We start from the raw sequence: 16928 nt of genomic DNA on the forward strand, positions 1-16928 counted from the left end.
ATCCAAAGTCAATGAGAATCTTCTTCTCAAAACGAAACAAAAGAGTAACTGTTGTAAACAAATTGAAAGAGAGAATTGACGATGCATCGCTACACCTTCTCTCTCTGGGAGAGGGTGCCGAGGGGAGAGGGGTATGAGGGCGGATGCGGCTGAAGATCATGCCTGATGAGGGGAGAAACAAGGGGCGAGGCTGGCGGGCGCCACCGAAACGGGACCGCCCTTCTCAATCTTCCGGGCAAGGGCAAAAGCGCGGCACCGGCTTGCCTTCCACGAGGACGGTTTCCAGGAACATCGCCTCGGGACGAACCCAAAGCCCCCCTTCCCCGTAGAGGGGACGGTACACGACCATGGGTTCATCGGTCTCGCTGTGCCTGGCCGTGCCGATGACCTGGTAGTAATTCCCTTTGTAGTGCCGGTAGCGCCCCGGTATTACGGCCATGTTCCCTCCCCTAGAGCGAGGTGTGCTCGGTCCGGGCGATGATCTCGTTTTGCAGTTCCGTGGAGAGGTCGCAGAAGTAATCGCTGTACCCGGCGACGCGCACGATCAGGTCGCGGTTCTCGGCGGGGTTCTCCTGCGCCCTTTTCAGGGTTTCCACGTTCACCACGTTGAACTGAACGTGATGCCCGTCCATGCGGAAGTAGCTCCGCACCAGGCTCGCCACGCCGTCCAGACCTCCGGCGCCGGTAAGGAGCGCCGGGGAGAATTTGAGGTTCAACAGGGTGCCGCCGCTTCTGATGTGGTCCATCTTCCCGGCGGAGCGGATCACCACGGTGGGCCCTCCGCGGTCCGCCCCCTGCACCGGGGAGATCCCCTCCGAGAGCGGGGTGCCGCGCCGGCGACCGTCGGGGGTGGCGCCGGTGACGGAGCCGAAGTAGACGTGGCAGGTGGTGGGAAGCATCTCGATGCGGTACACGCCGTTCTTGGTGTTGGGTCTGCCGTCCACCTCGTCGAAGAAGGCGTCGAACACCAGCCGCATCAGGTCATCGGCGTAGTCGTCGTCGTTGCCGTACTTGCGGGTCTTGTTCCAAAGGCGCTGCCTGAGCGGCTCGTCCCCGGCGAAATCGGCGTCGAGCTTCGCCACCAATTCCGGCAGGGAGAGGGCGTTGCGCTCGAAGACGTGCTCCTTGATGGCGGAGAGCGCGTCGGTGATGCTCCCTATGCCCACCCCCTGGATGAAGCTGTTGTTGTAGCGGGCGCCCCCCGCGTTGTAGTCCACCCCCCGGCTGATGCAGTCGTCGGTCAGCACGGAGAGAAAGGGAGCCGGCATCTGGGAGGCGTAGATCATCTCGATGAGACGGTTGCCGCGGATCTTGATGTCCAGGAAGTGGGCGAGCTGGGCGCGGAACGCCTCGAAGAGCTCGTCGAAGCTCCCGAGGCTCTCGGCGGCCCCCGTCTTCGGTCCCAGTTGCACCCCGGTCAGCGGGTCCACGCCGTCGTGCAGGGCAAGCTCCAGCATCTTCACCAGGTTGAAATAGCCGGTGAGGATGTAGGCTTCCTTGCCGAAGGCCCCCACCTCGACGCAGCCACTGCACCCTCCGGCGCGGGCGTCCACCAGGCTCTTACCCTGGCGCAGCTGTTCCTCGACCACCGCGTCGGCGTTGAAGATCGAGGGGAAGCCGTAGCCGTTACGCACCACCTTCAGGGTGTGCTTCAGGAAGGCGTCCGGGGATTTGCGCGAAAGCTGGACGTTGCTGGAAGGCTGCAGGAGATGCATCTCGTCGATCACCTCCAAAAGCAGGTGCGACACCTCGTTGGAGCCGTCGGAGCCGTCCGGAAGGAGCCCGCCCAGGTTGATGTTGGCGAAGTCGGTGTAGGTGCCGCTCTCCGCCGCGGTCACCCCCACCTTGGGGGGCGAGGGGTGGTTGTTGAACTTGACGAAGAAGCACTCCAAAAGCTCGCGGGCGCCCTCCCTGGTGAGCGTCCCCTTTTGCAGCTCGGCCTGGTAGAAGGGGAACAGGTGCTGGTCCAGGTGCCCGGGGCTGAAGGCGTCCCAGCCGTTCAGCTCGGTGATCACCGCCAGGTGGCAGAACCAGTAGGACTGCAGCGCCTCCCAGAAGTCGCTTGGTGCGTGGGCCGGGACCCAGCGGCAGTTGGCGGCGATCTTAAGGAGTTCCTGTTTCCGTGCCGGGTCGGTGCAGGCGGCGGCCATGCTCTCGGCGAGCTTCGCGTGGCGCTCCGCGAAGAGGATCACGGCGTCGCAGGAGATGTCCATCGCGGTCAACTGCTCGCGGCGGGCCCAGGCATCGGCGTCGGCGGCGAAGTCCAGCGCATCGACGGCCTGAGCGATCTCCTTCTTGAAGTCGAGCAGCCCCTTGCGGTAGATCTTGTCGTCCAGCACCGTGTGCCCGGGGGCGCGCTGCTCCATGAACTCGGTGAAGATGCCGTAGCGGTAGGCCTCATGCCACTCCTCGGGGAGTGCGGCGAAGATCTTGTCCCGCAGGCTGCGGGTGCCCCAGTACGGGATCACCGTCTCCTGGTAGGCCTTGAGGCAGGCGCCGTCGACGCGGTAGGAGGTCAGCTCGCGCGAGTTGAGGATGCGCAGGTCCTCGACCGAGTGGCAGGTCAGTTCCGGGTAGGTCGAAACCAGCTTCGGCGCCGGTCCCCTCTCCCCGACCACCAGCTCGCCGTCGCCTATATAGATGGTCTTCTTCTCGCACAGGTAGTGGAAGGACTTGGCGCGCATGACCGGGACGGACCAGCGTCCCTCGTTCTCGCGGTAGAACTCGGTGAGCAGCAGCGCCCGCTCGGCGGAAATGGCGGGCTCGGCGGCAAGGCTTTCCTGGCGCAGTCGTGTCGTTCTTCCGGTCATCTATGCTCCCCCTCCTATCTGCGTGTCCAATCCCCGGGCTGCGAAGAACCGGGCGAAAAGCTCCATGGTTTGCGGTGCGGGCGCCTGCGCGGCCAAGGCCTCGGCAGGCGGCTTCTTGCCAAGGCGCGCAGGCTTGGCGCTCCAGGTGCCGTGGTAGGGGAGCAGCCAGACCTGGCGCACCCCGGCGGCGCGGGCTGCGTGCTCGGCCAGCGCGGCCATCTCCTCTTCCGTGTCGTTGAAGCCGGGGATGACCGGGATCCTGAGCCAGATGTTGCGGTGTACCCGCCCGAGCTGTTCCAGGTTTTCCAGGATGCGGCGGTTGCCAAGGCCGGTTCCCTTTTGGTGCAGCGTCTCGTCTGCGCACTTCAGGTCGAAGAGGAAGAGGTCCACCAGCGGGGCGAGGTCGAGCAGGGTCTCGGAAGGGCAGAGAGCGGCGGTGTCGACGGCGGTATGGATCCCCTGGGCGCGGCAGGCGAGCAGGAGTTCCTTGAGAAAGGCGGGCTGGCAGAGCGGTTCGCCGCCGGAGAAGGTGACCCCGCCGCCGGAGTCCTCGAAGAACATGCGGTCCTTCAGGATGCTTTGCAGCACCTCGTCGGCGGTGGTTTCCTTTCCGAGCAGTTCGCGAGCGCCGGTCGGACAGGCATCGGCGCAGGCGCCGCAGGTGCGGCAGGCCTCCCGCGGCTTGAGCCCTTCATGGCAGGCCAACAGGCAGGCGTCGCAGGAGATGCAGCGGTTTTGGGACCAGGCTGTTTCCGGGGTGTGAGTTTGGCTTTCCGGGTTATGGCACCACCAGCAGCGCGCAGGGCACCCCTTCAGAAAGACCGTGGTACGGATGCCCGGTCCGTCGTGCAGAGAGTACCGTTGCAAGTTAAAGACAATGCCCTCAGTCATAGCTCTATCCGCCACCCCACCACCCCTTGCCTGCACTAACCGGCTCCTCCGGTTCCCACCTGACCCGCCTGGTCCGCCGGGTCCGCCACTGGGCTACACCACCCTGATCATGAATTCCGGGCAAGCCGCCCCGCAGTAGCCGCACAGGATGCACTCGTCGTCGTCCACCTTTGCCCTGCCGTCCACCAGGGAGAGCGCGTTGTTGGTGCAGGCGGGGACGCAGGCGCCGCACCCCTTGCAGAAGGCCTCCATGATGGTGAGCTTGCGGCGCCTCCCCTCCAGGGTGTTCCAGAGCGCCTCGTCGGCCCGCCCCTCCTGGAAGAGCGCCAGGTTGCCGTCGATCTCGGCCTCCGAGAGCATGCCCAGCGCGATGCCGTGCACCCCGGCGAGCCCCAGCACGTAGCGGAGGCTCTCGCGGGCAGTGGAGATGAGGTTCCCGCCGGCCAGGGCCTTCATGGCGTAGACCCCCTTGCCGGCCGCGGCGCAGGCCGCGATGGCGGCGGCCATCTCTTCCTGGGACCCGTCGATGATCCCCATGCCGGTCCGGTTGATGAGCGGGTGCACCACCTCGATCTCGGGGTGCTGCACCGACTTCCGCATGGCGCTGACGAAGTGCGAGGAGAGCCCTACGTGGGCGATCTTCCCCTCCTCCTTCATCCTGAGCAGCACCTCGATCACCTCCGGGCGCTCCACGAAGGGATCCGCGACCCGGGCGCCGTGCAGGTGCACGATGTCCAGCCGCTCCACTGCGAGCTCGGTCAGCGCCCGCTCAACATGCCCGCGGGCCGCCTGCGCAGTGTTGGCGTGGGTCTTGGTGGCGATGTGAACCTCGCCCGTGAAGCCGGCCAGTGCGGCGCGGATGTGCGGGTAGGTCTGGTAGAGCTCGGCCGTGTCCAGGAGGTTCACGCCGCGTTCCAGCGCGTAGCGGATCAGGCGTCCCCCTTCCTCGGGAGAAAGGGAGGCCTGCAGGGGACCAAGCGGAAGGGTGCCGAAAACGAGGGGATTGATGCTGAGGCCGGTGCAGCCGAGGGCAACTTTCTTCATGTGTTTCCTGTTCCGGGGTTAGTAATGGGGCGGAGGCTCTTCTTCGGAGGGGAGCCTGTTCTCGGAAGCGCTCAGGCCGCGCAGGTGTTCCTTGATGGCCCTCAGTTCCTTGGTGAGCTGGTCGATGACGGCCTGCTGCCCGGTGACCACCTCGTTCAGTTGGTCGATGATGTGACCCTGGTGCATGATCAGCATCTCCATGTCAGTCAGACGCTGTTCCATAGTAAGCTCCTTGTCGTGCCGGTTGTGAGGCTCGCAAAGTTTAACCCGATTCAAAGCGATAGCCAAGATAAAAAACTTCAAAAACCGGACGGATTCTGATAATTTCGCTCACTGTTCCGGCGACGCGAAGTGCCGGGCAATGGAGGTAGCGATGCAGGAAACACCGAAGTCGAGCAGCGAGCGGCACATCGAGTCCATCATGCAGCACCTGGAGCCGGGCACGGACCGGTACGAGGTATTGGACAAGGCGAAAAGGTTCAAGTCGTCCTGGGTGGAGCTTGGCGAGAAGCTGCTGGACGTAAGCAAGAGGGGACGGTTCCGCGAGTGGGGCTACGGGACCTTTGAGGAGTACTGCGTGCAGGAGATACGCATAAAGCGGGGTACCGCCGAGAAGCTCACCATGGCCTACCGCTTCATGGAGAAGGAAGAGCCGCAGCTGTTGGACCGGCGCGAGGAGTTGCGTCCCCTCCCCGACTTCCGGTCCATAGACCTTTTGCGCCAGGCCAAGGAAGAGAAGGGATTTTCCGCAGAGGAGTACGGCGACTTGAGAAAGCGCGTGGTGGAAGAGGAGAAGAGCCACCCCACCGTGCTGAAGAAGTTCAAGGAAGTGGCCGCGCTGAGGGAAGAGCCCAACCCGCTCGTGCCGCTGAAGGCCGCCGTTTCCGCCGCCAAGCGGCTGGACAACGCCCTGCGCCTTTTGGAGAGCGTGCCGCAGGTTTATGTGCAGCAGGTGACCGAGCTTTTGACCCACCTGGAGCAGGAGTTGAACGCCCGCGACCTCGGCGCCGAGACCGAAGCCGGCAACCTGCGGGAGATCTGATCCCTACCGGTAGCTGTCCCAGAACAGCTTCGCCGTCACCGCCAGCACCGAGCAGATGAACACCGGCCGCACGAAGCGGGTCCCCTTGTGGATGACCAGCCTGGCCCCGACCCGCGCGCCGACCGCCTGCCCCGCCCCCATCAGCAGCCCCGCCCAGAGCAGCACGTGCCCCCCTGCCACGAACACCACCAGCGAGACGATGTTGCTCACGAAATTGAAGAGCTTGGTGTAGCCGGTCCCCTTGCGCATGTCGAAGCCCAGCCCGAGCATGATGGCGATCACCCAGAACGAACCGGTCCCCGGTCCGAGGAAGCCGTCGTAAAAGCCGAGCCCGAGTCCCGCAACCGCGTAGAAGAGCCTGCGGGGGAGGCGCGGGTGCACCTCCTCGGCGCCGAGCCTCGGGGTGAAGATGGTGTAGCAGAGGATGGCAAGCAAGAGAAACGGGATGCACTTCTTCAAAAAGCCCGGGTCGATCTGCTGTACCGTGTACGAGCCGAGGATGGCGCCTATGGTGGTCCAGATGACGCCGGGGAGCGCGTCGCGCAGGTTGACGGTCCCCGCCTTGACGAAGTGGGCCATGGCGCTGCAGGAGCCGAAACTGGCCTGGAGCTTGTTGGTGCCCAGCGCAGCCTGAGGCGGCAGGCCGAGGCCGAGCAGGACCGGTATGGTGATGAGGCCGCCACCGCCGGCGATGGCGTCGATAAGGCCGGCGACTGCGCCGGTAAGGAACATGACGGGGAAAAGAACCGGTGAAATCTCCATGAACTAGCTGTCACTCCCCTGCCTGACGTTTTGCTCGTGCCTGCGGTACGCGGTGAAACTCTGACGTGCTATCGATACTGCCAACGGAATCTCCTTCAATGCTATGTTTTGATCGGCTACCGCCCGCGCCACGTGGTACATCCGCTGCCAGGGGATGGGCGCCTCCCCCGCTGCAGCCTTCAGCCAGAGCGTCTCAAGGACCAGCCGCTCCAAAAGGACCGGCCGCTGCTGCTCGAGGACCTGGTCGCACAACTGTTCCAGCACCGTCGCCGTCCTGACCGCTCCTTTGGCGCCGCGGGCCGCCTCGACGACGCGGTCCACAGCACTTCCCTCCACCTTCCAGCTCCCGAACAGGGCGCGGTAGCGGTGCCACCCCCCCGACTCCTCCAGGGCGAGGAGCTCCGCGCTGGCACCCTCCTCGGGCGAATCCGGTGCGGCAACCTCTTCGGCCAGCTGCCGCAGGGTTTGCGCCGGGTCGGGGTGGGTCCCTTTCCAGTGGCCGCGCCCCAGAAGTTCGGCAACCCGCACCAGCCAGTGCCCGGGCACCCTCCCCGCCTCGGTCCCGGCCGCGATGGCCATCCCCAGGCGCAGGTCGAGGTACTCGCCGGTCGACGTAAGGCAGCAGCGCCGGCTGCGCGCCGCCCGGATGAAGTCCTCCCGGTCCCTGCGGGTCTCCAGCCGCACCACGGTGCAGTCGGCGACGCCTCCCCCCTCCTGCAGCAGCAGCGTGCACCCGGCATAGGCGGCCCGGTCGGAAACGATGACCTGGAACGCCTGCCCCCCGGAACCGTCCAGGCAACTGGCGTACACGGTTTCCTCGTCCGGGTTTTCCAGGTGGGCGCACGGCACCCGAGCCCGCCGCGCGTTGCTGATGGTCTGGTCCACGATGCTTCGGGCCGGTTCCGGAAACCAGTTGCGCGCCATGATCAGGCGCCGCAGCGTATTGGGGGTCAGGGTGGCGCCCGCCACCGAGACCAGCATGCGGGCAACCTCCCGGGAGAGTTCCGGATCCGCGTTGAAGATGAGCAGAGCGGCGATCTCGCGCAGAAACGGGGCGTCGGCGGTCAAAAGCTCCCAGGTGAGCCCGGGCCTCAGCTCAGGGTCGTTGACCGCGAACAGTTCCAGGATCTCCTGGGCGCCGGCGAAGGGACAGGTCACCCCGACGGAGGCGAAATGCCGGAGCACGCCTGAGACGAACTCCTCGCTCGAGGCGGCGTTCAGGTCGAGCCCACCCTCCGCCTTCCCCTCCCCCGCCTGGCAGATCGCCTGCAGTTCGGGGATCAGGTTCAACCGGCTGCGCACCAGTATGTCGGTCACCGAAAGGCGCAGTTCCATGCCGCTTCGTTCCAGGTACACCCGCAGCGCGAGGGCGCTCTGCAGCCGCTGCAGCTGCTGCCTCGCACCCGGGCGCCCCCCCGCCATCTCCACCTGGTAGAACTCCAGGGTGAGGGAGAGGATCCTCAAGGCCGCCGAGATCCGGTCATGGTCAGCCTTGGCGGCCCGTCCGAGCGCCGCCAGCAGGGCCGCCAGCTCCTCCACCGCGAGGGGGTCGGCCAGGAGGTGCCGGTGCAGTTCGTCCTGCAGGGAGATGAGGATGGCAATGGGAGCGCTCACCCCGGCCCGCGCGTACAGCTCCACGAGGCGCATGGTCCCCGACGGCTCCCCCTGCCCGGCGCAGGGGGGCTGGGGACAACCGGGGGTGAAACCGTGCCGAACCGATTCGGTGAGCATGGTCTCCAGGTCCGGTGCCGGCATGGCACGGTAGAAAAGGTCTCCGGGAATAGGGAAAGGTCTGCCGTTGTAGGGGACGCCGTCGATCAGCTCCCGCACCTCGCCGTAGCGCCGGTACATGCGCTCCACCCACTCCGTGCGGGAATTGAGGGTGTGCACGCAGAAGTCGAGGAGCTCGTCGGCGTAGGGGACTTGATAGCTGGAGCCGTCCAGGTAGGGGCCGCAGAAGGGTCCGTCGCCGTCGAAGCCGAGGCAGATCAGCGCCTTCTGCCGCTGCTTCTGGTCCAGCACCAACAGTGCGACCCGGCGGCAGTCACACCCGGGGGTGTTGCAGTAGCACTCGACGAAGGCGTAGCTCCCCTTCGGGATCCGTCCGCTCTGCGCCGGCAGTTCCAGGGTCATGGTGGACCCGGCTGCATCAGGGAAGATCTGGTGGTACGGCTTCATGCCCACTCCTGCGAAAAAGGCCGCTCCTGCCGGTCGCGGGACCGGTCGGTAGCGGCCGCTGAAAGAAGGCGGTCGTCCCTGCTGCGCTGCCGGTTCAGCGTCTCTTGCGCTTCCCCTTCCCTTCCGCGACGAGGATCGCCTCGACCACCGCCTGGAGGTCCTCGTAGGCACGGACCCCTTTGGGGAGCCGCGCCGATTCGGCAGCGCCGTAGCCGGTCAGCACCATGAGCGAGGTGCAGCCGGCGTTGAGTCCCGCCTCGATATCGCCCAACTTGTCGCCGACCATGTAGGAGCGGGAGAGGTCGATGTCGAAGTCGAGCGCCGCCTGCTCCAGCATGCCCGGCAGGGGCTTGCGGCAGTTGCACTCCACGCGGTAGTCGCCGACGCCGTGCTCGGGGTGGTGCGGACAGAAGTAGCAGGCGTCGATGGTGATGCCGAAGTCTCCCAGTTCCTCGTGCATGCGGTCGTGGATCGCCTGCAGCGCCGCCTCGTCGTAGAGGCCGCGCCCGACGCCGGACTGGTTAGTGACCACCACCAGGAGAAAACCGGCATCCTTGAGCCGCTGCAGCGCGTAGGGGACCCCGGGGATGAGACGGAAATCCTCCACCCTGCTCAGGTACTGCACCTCTTGGTTGATGGTTCCGTCCCGGTCGAGGAAGACCGCACGCCGCTTGCCCATGGTACCCCTGGCCTTTCCCGCTGCCCTAATCCCGCCGCACCGTCATGAAAAAAGTTCCCGCTCCACCAGGTCGCACAGGATGTGGATCATGGTGATGTGCCCCTCCTGGATCCTGGGCGTGTCGTCGCTGGGCACCACCAGGGAGAGCTCGGCCACCCCCTTGATGCTCCCGCCGTCCTTGCCCAAGAGGGCGATACTGCGGCACCCCAGCCGCTTCCCGGTCTCGAGGGCCAGCTTGACGTTGGGGGAGTTGCCGCTGGTGGAGATCCCCACCAGCACGTCCCCCGGGTTGGCGTGCGCCTCCACCTGGCGCGAGAAGATGTGTTCGAAGCCGTAGTCGTTCCCCACAGCGGTGAGGATGGAGGTGTCGGTGCTGAGCGCGATGGCCGGCAGCGCGCGGCGCTCGAGCTTGAAACGCCCCACGATCTCCGCGGCGAAATGCTGCGCGTCGGCGGCGGAGCCGCCGTTACCGAAAACAAGCAGCTTCTTCCCGTCGCGCAGCGCCGCAGCCAAAAGCGAAACGGCGCTCTCCAGGGACGGACAGAGGTCCCTTTCGAGCGCCGCTATGACCTGGGCGTGGGCCTGGAGCTGGGCCTTGATCTCTTCTTTCATCAACCCTCCGCGTGCCGCGGCTCCCCGCAGCGATGCTAGTGAACCCGTGCCTTGATCCGCTCGGTGAGTTCCGAAAACGAGAGGTAGCGCTCGCTCCAGGGAAACGGCAGCCCGTCCACCGCGGTAACCGGCATGGTGCCGGGACGCTGGGCGACCAGCTTCTCGTAGATGCGTCGCTTCATGCCGTCCCAGGCCATGCGGGGGAGCGGCACCAGCTTCACGTTCTCGTGCAGGCAGGAGAGGCCCGACTGCTGGGCCGCCTGGTTCAGGCCGTGGGGCAGAAGCAGCGTGTAGCTGTCTCCGTGGCGCGCCCCCTGGAGCAGCCAGTCGAGCTTCTGGCGCAAGAGCTCCAGCTCGACCCCCTTGGGGACGTGCAGCAGGTAGCTCCCCCCCTCGCCCCAGCGTTCGCGGAACGCGGCCATGCTCCGTTGCAGGGTCTCCCGGCGCCTGAGTTCCGAGCCGAGCGGGACCTCCTCCTGGTGGCTCACCAGGGGACCCGGCACCTGCAAGGTCAAGTACCCCTTCGCGCAGGCGCGCCGGGTGAAATCCTTCAGGCACCAGACCCCGCCGTCCAGCGACTCGTCGAAACCGCCGATCTCGCGGTACAGCTCGCGGCGGATCACCATGGCGGCGAAGGAACCGCTCTCCACCTCGCAGGGCCCCTCGCAGGGGTCTCCCGGATCGAGACAGGGGAGCAGGATGCCCGCTTCGGGATGCTCCTGGGCGTACTGCAGCAGCGGGTCGAGCCAGCGCGCGCTGACTATGCTGGTGCTGCGCAGCAGGGCCAGGAAGGGGGCCGTCGAGCTCTGGAAACCGCGGTTGGCGGCACGGACGAACCCGATATTGCTGTCGTCGCGCATCAAAAGGGCGCGCTCGTCCAGCCCGTCAGCGAACTCCTGCAGCATCCTCTCGGTGTCGCGTTCGGAGCCGCAATCGACGATGATAAATCGGGCGTTCGGGGTGTGGTTGATCAGGTTGACCAGACAGTTTCGAGTCTCTTCGGGCCGGTTCCATACGGGTATGATGACGTCAATGATAGCGTCGTCCATGAGGATCCCTCGGGCAGAAACGGCAGATGTGAGAACAGGAAACTAGGAGCTTACCGCGACGTTGCGCAACAGCGCGAGTTCGTCAAGCACCTTTCCGGAGCCGAGCACGACGCAGGAGAGCGGGTCTTCCGCGGTAACCACGGGGAGGCCGGTCTCCTCGCGCAGGAGCACGTCGAGGTTTCTCAGGAGCGCGCCGCCGCCGGCAAGGACGATCCCCTTGTCGACGAGGTCCGCCGCCAGTTCGGGCGGAGTGCGCTCCAGGCAGTTGCGCACCGCGTCGACGATGGCGGTAACCGGCTCGGAGAGCGCCTCGCGGATCTCGTTGGAGTCGATCTCGGTGGTCTTGGGGATCCCGGAGACGAGGTCGCGCCCCTTGACCTCCATGTGCAGAAGCTGGGTGCCGGGGTACGCCTCGCCGATCTCGATCTTGATCAGCTCGGCCATGCGGTCGCCGATCAGGAGGTTGTACTTGCGCTTTATGTACTGGACGATCGCCTCGTCCATCTTGTCGCCACCCACCCGGACGCTCTTGGTGTAGACGATGCCGGCCAGCGAGATCACGGCCACCTCGGTGGTGCCGCCGCCGATATCGACGATCATGTTGCCGGAGGCCTCGGTGATGGGGAGGCCGGCGCCGATCGCGGCTGCCATCGGCTCCTCGATCAGGTACACCTCGCGCGCGCCGGCGGACTCGGCGCTTTCCTTGACGGCGCGCTTCTCCACCTGGGTGATCCCGGAGGGGACGCAGATGACGATCCTCGGACGTACCAGGGTCTTTCTGTTGTGAACCTTGTGAATGAAGTAGCGCAGCATCTCTTCGGTGATGTCGAAATCGGCGATGACCCCGTCCTTCATGGGCCGGATGGCCGTGATGGTACCGGGGGTGCGACCGAGCATCTTCTTCGCTTCCATCCCGACGGCGAGGACCTTCTGCTGGCCGTTCGGCATCTTCTGGACCGCCACCACGGAAGGCTCACGCACCACGATCCCCTTCCCCTTGAGGTAGACGAGGGTGTTGGCCGTGCCAAGGTCGATGGCCAGATCGTTAGAAAACATGCCGAAAAGGGAGTCGAAAATCTTAAACATGCATGAACTCCTTTGAATTATCGCAATAACCGGACCCTGCCCGGTGTCAAAGGAGGAAATATAGCAAATGGTACGCACCCTTGCAAGAAAGAAAACCCGCCGGATGTCTGGAGCTGGACTGGGAGAGGTCGGTATACTGCTTCATTCTACCGTTGCTTTTGCGATTAAAGTATATTATGATTCGGCACTCTTGAGTGTGAGCTAGACTCTATTTTTTATCAGCGCAAAGGAGCCGAACCGGAATGCTAGGTGTAATGAGGAAGTACAAGCAATCCATTGTCATCAAGGTCGTATTCGTCGTCATCGTCCTCTCTTTCATAGGAACCATCTTCCTGGTATGGGGCAAGGGCGGCAGTGACGGAAGAGGTGGCAAGAGCTATGCGGCAACGGTAAACGGCACCAAGATATCCCTGGACGAGTTCCAGAAGAGCTACTACCGCACCCGCGGCCTCTACGAGCAGATCTACGGCCGCAGCCTGACCCCGGAACTTGAAAAGCAGATGGGGATCAAGAAGCTCACCATCGACACCCTGATCGACAACGTCCTCATCCTCGACGAGGCGAAGAAGATGGGGGTCAAGGTGAACAAGGACCAGGTTGCCGCAGAGATCGCCAAGATCCCCGCATTCCAGAAAAACGGTGCCTTCGACTTCGGCGTCTACCAGCAGACCCTGAAGGTAAACCGCATCACCCCGAAGGACTTCGAGGAGTCCCAGGAACAGGAGATGGTGCTGCAGAAGACCCGCAACAAGATCAAGGAATCCGCCACGGTGACCGACGCCGAGGTGAAGGAAGCCTTCAAGAAGCAAAACGACAAGGTGAACCTCGCCTACGTCTCCTTCTCCCCCGCCGACGTCAAGGGGAGCGTCAAGCTGACCGACCAGGAGCTCACCTCCTACCTGCAGGAGCACCAGAACGACTTCAAGACCCCGGAGCAGGTCTCCGTCGCCTACACCGTGGTGAACCCTGCCCAGGCGGCCGCCAAGGTGAGCGTCACCGCGGATGAGGTGCAGACCTACTACCAGAAGAACATCGACCGCTACCAGGGCAAAGGGGGCATCCTCCCCTTCGCCGAGGTGAAGGACAAGGCCACCGCCGACGCCCAGAAGCAGAAGGCAGCCAAGGAAGCCTACGAGAAGGCCGCCGAGGCGGTCAACAAGTTCAAGGCCAACGGCGACCTGGACGGAGCCGCAGCGGCCCTTGGGGGCAAGGTCGAGAAGACCGCGTTCTTCACCGCCAAGGCACCCGCCGCAGCGCTTGCCGGCGAGAACGAGGTTGTCGCCCGCGCCTTCGCCCTGAAGCAGGGTGAACTGGGCGGACCGGTCGAGACCGCCAAGGGGATCTACCTGGTCAAGGTGCTGGACAAGAAGCCGGCCGCCGTACCGCCGCTGGCCCAGATCAAGGGCGCCGTGGAAGCCAAGGCCGTCGAGGTCAAGGCCGCCGACCTGGCCAAGAAGAAGGCCGAGGAAGCGCTGCAGCAGCTGTCCAAAGGCGGCGCCGCCAAGGAGACCGGCAGCTTCGGCTTCGCCCCGACCGGCGTGGTCCCCGCCATCGGCACCTCCCCCGAGTTGATGGAGGCTGCCTTCACCCTGAACGCCCCGAACCAGGCCGCCAAGCAGCCCTTCAAGGTGGGCGAGCGCTGGTACGCCGTGGCGCTCAAGTCCCGCACCGAGGCCCCCCTTACCGAGCTCGCCAAGGATTCCGGCTCCATCAAGGCGGCCCTGCTTCCCAAGAAGCAGCAGGAGGCCCTGGACAAGTGGGTCAAGGGGCTGCGCGAAAAGGCGAAGATCGACATCAACCCGATGGTGCTCCAGGACTAACGGGACTACTGGGAAGTATCACAGCTTACAAGTGCGAGGTGGAGGGTGCGGGTGCACTCTTCACCTTTCACTTTTCACGCTAAGGGCGAATAAAAGGAGAATGCACCAATGACTACACCGGTACTCAACACTGACTTCCCCGGCCTCAAACTTGCCGCACGCGGGAAGGTGCGCGACATCTACGACCTCGGTGAAACGCTGCTCATCGTCACCACCGACAGGATCTCCGCGTTCGACGTCATCATGAACGAGGGAATACCCAACAAGGGGTACGTCCTGACCCAGATCTCCGCCTACTGGTTTCGCCAAATGGAAGACATCATCAAGAACCACATCATCTCCACCGACGTGGCCGATTTCCCCGCGGAGTGCCAGCCCTACGCCGACGTCCTGGCGGGCCGCTCCATGTGGGTGAAAAAGGCCCAGCCGCTGGCCGCCGAGTGCATCGTGCGCGGCTACATCTCCGGTTCCGGGTGGAAGGACTACCAGCAGACCGGTGCCATCTGCGGCATCAAGCTCCCCGAGGGGCTCAAGGAAAGCGACCGTCTGCCGCAGCCGATCTTCACCCCCTCCACCAAGGCAGAGCTCGGCACCCACGACGAGAACATCTCCTTCGAGCAGATGTGCGAGATTTGCGGCAAGGAGATCTCCGAGAAGGTGCGCGCGGTGACGCTCAAGATCTATGAGAAGGCGCGCGACCTGGCCGACCAGAAGGGGATCATCATCGCCGACACCAAGTTCGAGTACGGCATCCACGAAGGGGAGCTGATCATCATCGACGAGTGCATGACCCCGGACTCCAGCCGTTTCTGGCCCAAAGAGAGCTACCAGCCGGGCGGCCCGCAGCCCTCCTTCGACAAGCAGTTCCTGAGGGACTACCTGGAGACCCTGGACTGGGGCAAGACCGCCCCGGCACCGCCGCTCCCCGAGGAGATCGTCAGAAAGACCGGCGAGAAGTACATGGAAGCGCTGGTGAAGCTGACCGGCAAGGGGATCTAGAGACAGATAAAAACTTAAGATTAAGACTAAGACTAAGATTAAGATTAAGACAATCGAAAAGGCCCCGCATCGTAGGACGCGGGGCCTTTCTCGTTATGGCAGCTACTTAGTCTTAGTCTTAGTCTCAGCCTCAGCCTATCAGTTTGGCAAGCCGCGACCTCTCCTTCATCAGGCGCGCTTCGCCGTCCTCCAGGGCCTTCAGGAGTCCCTTCTTGGCGCTGTAGGCCATGTCCTTGCCGCGATCCAGGATCTCAGAGGCGCGCTCTCCGACTGCCTCGGCCATCTCCCCCACATGATCGGAGAAGTCCTCGACCGCCTCCAGGGCTTCCTCCCCTTTGCGGCGCGCCTTTTTGGCGTAGCGCCCGAGCTCCTTGCGGGTTTTCTCGCCGCTTTGCGGCGCGTACAATAGCGCGACCCCGGCGCCTATGATGCCTCCGGCCAGGAGCAGCATCGCCCCAACCATCACCTTGTTGTCTCTTCCGGCCATAGCCCTCCTCCTTCGCGATCGTAGTATTTTTCCGACTGCCATCAAATACTACCCGATGCTGAAGCTTTGCCAAGCAGCGTTCTCATTATTGCTAGGAAGGGCCCCTTGAAGCGTGTATAGTTGATGCGTTACCGAAATCCCCCGTGAGGGACCCGCGAGGAGCAACATGGATCAGAAATACGATGTACTAATCGTCGGCGGAGGCCCCGGCGGTGTGGCGGCCGCTTACTTGTGCCACAAAAACGGCCTGAGCCATATCTTGATCGAGTCGGGCAAATCGATTTTCCAGGGCATCGCCAATACCTACCCCGAGGGGAAGAACGTCTACCCGTCCAAACCCAAGGAGAACCCGGAGCCTTTCCTGGTCGAGGAACTGCGCCCGCCCGACAAGCCGGTCACAGTGGAAAAATACATCCAGTACGTGCAGCACTTCGTCCAGCACGAGGGGCTCAACGTACTGACCGACACCCAGTTCGAGAACATCGAGGAAGGGCGCGACTACCTGAAGGTGCACACCTCCAAGGGGACCTTCCAGGCCAGGAAGGTGCTCCTCGCCTTCGGCAGTTCCATTCCCAAGGAACTCTCCGTCTACGGCGACGCCAAGATGGTCGCCAAGGGGCTCGACGACCCGAAGAAATACATCGGCGTGCGCACCCTGGTCATCGGCGGGGGCAATTCGGCCGCCGACGTGATCATCTCCATCCTGAAGGAAAAGAGGAACGCCAACGACAAGGAGCCGGTGTACTGGGCGCACATGGCGGAGACCTTCGACGTGAACAAGGAGACCGCGCAGCGACTGGGCGAGGAGATCCTTTTAGGCGGCAACATCAGGCTGCTCCCCGGCGCCACCCCTCGCATCGGCGAAGTGGACGACGAGGGTGTGGACCGGCTGGTGATCCGGGTCAGCGAGGACAAGATGGCCGGCGGCATCGAGCGTTACCACGCCATGAGCTTCCCGATGAAGAACGTGATCGCCTGCATCGGCAGCCAGGGCCCCACCTCCATCTACGACAAGATCGGCGTGCAGACCATCGCCTGCGCCGAGGGAGTGTGCCAGGTGGCCAAGGAAGGTGATCGGCTGCTCCTGCTCACCGCCGACTTCGAGTCCACCAGGAAGGGAGTCTACGTGATCGGTGGGGCCATCTCCCCCTCCTACATGCGTATCAGCCAGGGCGCCATCCACGAAGAGCGTCATCCCAACCTGATCTACACCGCCGTGAACGACGCGCACCACGTGATCGAGGCGATCCTCAAGAAGATCAAGAAGTAAGCGCCCCCTTCCCTCTCCGTCCACCCTTCCCTCTCCCTCCGGGAGAGGGCCAGGGTGAGGGCGTCGCCACGAAGGGACGCACTTGCCCTCAAGCAACTTCTTTCACCGCATCCCCACTCTATCCACCTCCCCTCTCCCTCCGGGAGAGGGCCAGGGTGAGGGCGTCGCCACGAAGGGACGAACTCGCCTCAAGCAACGC

At 64.2% G+C, this 16928-nt stretch carries 16 protein-coding genes; 4 read left to right on the top strand and 12 right to left on the bottom strand.

Features of this window, described 5'->3' with window-relative positions; all coding sequences use genetic code 11:
- Positions 1-223 precede the first annotated feature (223 nt).
- The 5 genes from KOM00_RS06500 to KOM00_RS06520 form a co-directional block, all read right to left on the bottom strand.
- Positions 224-439, bottom strand: a complete 216-nt coding sequence (locus tag KOM00_RS06500; protein WP_216498061.1) for a DUF1653 domain-containing protein — start codon at positions 437-439, stop codon at positions 224-226.
- Between the two features lie 10 nt (positions 440-449).
- Entirely contained in the window at positions 450-2810 is a 2361-nt protein-coding gene (hypD, locus tag KOM00_RS06505; protein WP_216498062.1) for a trans-4-hydroxy-L-proline dehydratase, read from the bottom strand.
- Complete coding sequence (locus tag KOM00_RS06510) at positions 2811-3677, bottom strand: glycyl-radical enzyme activating protein (RefSeq protein ID WP_236026787.1); 867 nt, start codon at positions 3675-3677, stop codon at positions 2811-2813.
- Between the two features lie 117 nt (positions 3678-3794).
- A complete protein-coding gene (locus tag KOM00_RS06515) occupies positions 3795-4745 on the bottom strand; it encodes an aldo/keto reductase (protein WP_216498065.1) in 951 nt (316 codons plus the stop codon).
- 18 nt (positions 4746-4763) lie between these two features.
- Positions 4764-4967, bottom strand: coding sequence for a SlyX family protein (locus KOM00_RS06520; RefSeq protein WP_216498067.1), 204 nt, complete (start codon positions 4965-4967; stop codon positions 4764-4766).
- A gap of 151 nt (positions 4968-5118) precedes the next feature.
- Between KOM00_RS06520 and KOM00_RS06525 the strand changes: the two genes are divergently transcribed.
- Complete coding sequence (locus KOM00_RS06525; RefSeq protein WP_216498069.1) at positions 5119-5787, top strand: hypothetical protein; 669 nt, start codon at positions 5119-5121, stop codon at positions 5785-5787.
- A gap of 3 nt (positions 5788-5790) precedes the next feature.
- Here the strand turns inward: KOM00_RS06525 and KOM00_RS06530 are convergent, their stop codons facing one another.
- The 6 genes from KOM00_RS06530 to KOM00_RS06555 form a co-directional block, all read right to left on the bottom strand.
- Complete coding sequence (locus KOM00_RS06530) at positions 5791-6549, bottom strand: TSUP family transporter (protein ID WP_216498071.1); 759 nt, start codon at positions 6547-6549, stop codon at positions 5791-5793.
- Positions 6550-6552: 3 nt separating this feature from the next.
- Positions 6553-8727, bottom strand: a complete 2175-nt coding sequence (locus KOM00_RS06535; RefSeq protein WP_216498072.1) for a hypothetical protein — start codon at positions 8725-8727, stop codon at positions 6553-6555.
- A gap of 94 nt (positions 8728-8821) precedes the next feature.
- Positions 8822-9406 carry a D-glycero-beta-D-manno-heptose 1,7-bisphosphate 7-phosphatase gene (gene gmhB / locus KOM00_RS06540; RefSeq protein WP_216498074.1) on the bottom strand — a complete coding sequence of 195 codons (585 nt, stop codon included), beginning with the start codon at positions 9404-9406 and terminating at the stop codon, positions 8822-8824.
- Between the two features lie 42 nt (positions 9407-9448).
- Positions 9449-10018, bottom strand: coding sequence for a D-sedoheptulose 7-phosphate isomerase (gene gmhA, locus KOM00_RS06545; RefSeq protein WP_216498075.1), 570 nt, complete (start codon positions 10016-10018; stop codon positions 9449-9451).
- Between the two features lie 35 nt (positions 10019-10053).
- On the bottom strand, positions 10054-11067 hold the full coding sequence (locus KOM00_RS06550; RefSeq protein WP_216498076.1) for a glycosyltransferase family 2 protein: 1014 nt from the start codon (positions 11065-11067) through the stop codon (positions 10054-10056).
- Positions 11068-11109: 42 nt separating this feature from the next.
- On the bottom strand, positions 11110-12153 hold the full coding sequence (locus KOM00_RS06555) for a rod shape-determining protein (protein ID WP_216498077.1): 1044 nt from the start codon (positions 12151-12153) through the stop codon (positions 11110-11112).
- A 242-nt stretch (positions 12154-12395) separates the two neighbouring features.
- Here KOM00_RS06555 and KOM00_RS06560 point away from each other — a divergent pair, with 242 nt between their 5' ends.
- Both KOM00_RS06560 and KOM00_RS06565 read left to right on the top strand, forming a co-directional pair.
- Positions 12396-13973 (top strand): peptidylprolyl isomerase, encoded by a 1578-nt coding sequence (locus KOM00_RS06560; protein ID WP_216498078.1) that lies wholly within the window; start codon positions 12396-12398, stop codon positions 13971-13973.
- Between the two features lie 108 nt (positions 13974-14081).
- Entirely contained in the window at positions 14082-14972 is an 891-nt protein-coding gene (locus KOM00_RS06565) for a phosphoribosylaminoimidazolesuccinocarboxamide synthase (RefSeq protein WP_216498079.1), read from the top strand.
- Positions 14973-15102: 130 nt separating this feature from the next.
- Here KOM00_RS06565 and KOM00_RS06570 read toward each other — a convergent pair whose 3' ends face one another.
- Positions 15103-15459 (bottom strand): YtxH domain-containing protein, encoded by a 357-nt coding sequence (locus tag KOM00_RS06570; RefSeq protein WP_216498080.1) that lies wholly within the window; start codon positions 15457-15459, stop codon positions 15103-15105.
- Between the two features lie 166 nt (positions 15460-15625).
- On the opposite strand from KOM00_RS06570, the gene KOM00_RS06575 reads away from it, so the two are divergent.
- Positions 15626-16729 (top strand): NAD(P)-binding domain-containing protein, encoded by a 1104-nt coding sequence (locus KOM00_RS06575; protein ID WP_216498082.1) that lies wholly within the window; start codon positions 15626-15628, stop codon positions 16727-16729.
- Positions 16730-16928 lie beyond the last annotated feature (199 nt).

This window comes from Geomonas diazotrophica (assembly GCF_018919385.1).
Classification (GTDB): domain Bacteria; phylum Desulfobacterota; class Desulfuromonadia; order Geobacterales; family Geobacteraceae; genus Geomonas; species Geomonas diazotrophica.

Excerpts from the sequence above, each read along its gene's own strand:
- KOM00_RS06500 (WP_216498061.1), bottom strand. The coding sequence starts at position 439 with ATGGCCGTAATACCGGGGCGCTACCGGCACTACAAAGGGAATTACTAC.
- hypD (WP_216498062.1), bottom strand. The coding sequence starts at position 2,810 with ATGACCGGAAGAACGACACGACTGCGCCAGGAAAGCCTTGCCGCCGAG.
- KOM00_RS06515 (WP_216498065.1), bottom strand. The coding sequence starts at position 4,745 with ATGAAGAAAGTTGCCCTCGGCTGCACCGGCCTCAGCATCAATCCCCTC.
- KOM00_RS06520 (WP_216498067.1), bottom strand. The coding sequence starts at position 4,967 with ATGGAACAGCGTCTGACTGACATGGAGATGCTGATCATGCACCAGGGT.
- KOM00_RS06525 (WP_216498069.1), top strand. The coding sequence starts at position 5,119 with ATGCAGGAAACACCGAAGTCGAGCAGCGAGCGGCACATCGAGTCCATC.
- KOM00_RS06530 (WP_216498071.1), bottom strand. The coding sequence starts at position 6,549 with ATGGAGATTTCACCGGTTCTTTTCCCCGTCATGTTCCTTACCGGCGCA.
- KOM00_RS06535 (WP_216498072.1), bottom strand. The coding sequence starts at position 8,727 with ATGAAGCCGTACCACCAGATCTTCCCTGATGCAGCCGGGTCCACCATG.
- gmhB (WP_216498074.1), bottom strand. The coding sequence starts at position 9,406 with ATGGGCAAGCGGCGTGCGGTCTTCCTCGACCGGGACGGAACCATCAAC.
- gmhA (WP_216498075.1), bottom strand. The coding sequence starts at position 10,018 with ATGAAAGAAGAGATCAAGGCCCAGCTCCAGGCCCACGCCCAGGTCATA.
- KOM00_RS06550 (WP_216498076.1), bottom strand. The coding sequence starts at position 11,067 with ATGGACGACGCTATCATTGACGTCATCATACCCGTATGGAACCGGCCC.
- KOM00_RS06555 (WP_216498077.1), bottom strand. The coding sequence starts at position 12,153 with ATGTTTAAGATTTTCGACTCCCTTTTCGGCATGTTTTCTAACGATCTG.
- KOM00_RS06560 (WP_216498078.1), top strand. The coding sequence starts at position 12,396 with ATGCTAGGTGTAATGAGGAAGTACAAGCAATCCATTGTCATCAAGGTC.
- KOM00_RS06565 (WP_216498079.1), top strand. The coding sequence starts at position 14,082 with ATGACTACACCGGTACTCAACACTGACTTCCCCGGCCTCAAACTTGCC.
- KOM00_RS06570 (WP_216498080.1), bottom strand. The coding sequence starts at position 15,459 with ATGGCCGGAAGAGACAACAAGGTGATGGTTGGGGCGATGCTGCTCCTG.
- KOM00_RS06575 (WP_216498082.1), top strand. The coding sequence starts at position 15,626 with ATGGATCAGAAATACGATGTACTAATCGTCGGCGGAGGCCCCGGCGGT.